This window comes from Pseudomonas sp. TE6283 (assembly GCF_054060555.1).
Window position 1 is genome coordinate 1 of sequence record NZ_JBSSDH010000048.1, and the last position, 1,212, is coordinate 1,212.

General features: G+C 54.9%; 1 protein-coding gene. It reads left to right on the top strand.

The window, feature by feature from the left end; translation table 11 throughout:
* Positions 1-63: 63 nt before the first annotated feature.
* Positions 64-1,212 (top strand): IS3 family transposase gene (locus ACVWZ5_RS25525; protein WP_143514977.1). Its coding sequence is split into 2 segments (ribosomal slippage), with 1,150 coding nucleotides annotated over them: positions 64-298 and positions 298-1,212; the frame shifts between segments, so codons are not numbered across the junction. This gene is flagged as partial in the annotation.

Here is a 1,212-nt window from a genome sequence, read left to right on the forward strand (position 1 = left end):
TGAATCGCCCCTGGTTTCGTAGACACCTCCAAGCCTCATAATGAGGCCCAAATAGGAGGTGCCATGAGTCGTCAGCGTTACCCTGAAGAATTCAAGATCGAAGCGGTCAAGCAAGTGACCGAGAAAGGCAAACCTGTCGCCGATGTCGCTCAGCGCTTGGGCATGTCCGTGCACAGTCTTTACGCGTGGATCAAGGTCTACAGCAAGCCCCAAGAGCAGCGTCAGCACGACGATGATCAGCAGGCCGAACTGCGCAAGCTGCGCGCTGAACTCAAGCGGGTGACGGAAGAGAGAGACATCTTAAAGAAGGCCGCCGCGTACTTTGCCAAGGAGTGCGGCTGAAGTACGCCTTCATCAAGAAGCACTCGATCGATTACCCGGTGCGGCGTCTTTGTCAAACCCTCAAGGTGCATCCCAGCGGCTACTACGCTTGGCTGGCCGAGCCTCAATCTGCCCGAGCCAAAGAAGATCAACGCCTGCTTGGCTTGATCAAGCATGCCTGGTTAGAAAGCGGAGGCGTGTATGGCTATCGCAAGATTCACGATGACCTTCGAGAGCTGGGAGAGATCTGTGGGCGAAATCGAGTCGGTCGCTTGATGCAGGCAGAGGGGCTGCGTTCGCAAACGGGCTATCGCCGTCGTCCTGGGTTTTATGGCGGAAAACCAACAGTGGCATCGCCCAACCATCTGGCCCGGCAGTTCAAGGTCAGTGAGCCGAATAAGGTCTGGGTGACCGATATCACCTACATCCGCACCTATGAAGGGTGGCTGTACCTGGCGGTAGTGTTGGATCTGTTCTCTCGCCAAGTCATTGGTTGGTCAATGAAGCCCAGGATGAGCAGCGACCTGGCCATCGACGCCATGCTGATGGCCGTGTGGCGACGCAAGCCACAGCAGCAAGTGATGATTCACTCAGACCAAGGCAGTCAGTTCAGTAGCTCAGATTGGCAAAGCTTCCTGAAGGCCAACAATGTGATCAGCAGCATGAGCCGACGGGGAAACTGCCACGACAATGCCGTAGCCGAGAGCTTTTTCCAGCTTTTGAAGCGGGAGCGAATCCGACGAAAGATCTACGCAACGCGTGACGAAGCCCGAAGTGATATTTTCGATTACATCGAGATGTTCTATAACCCCAAGCGTCGACACAGCAGTGCTATGCAGCTGTCTCCAGTAGAGTATGAGAAACGCTATTTTCTGAGCTTGGAGAGTGTCT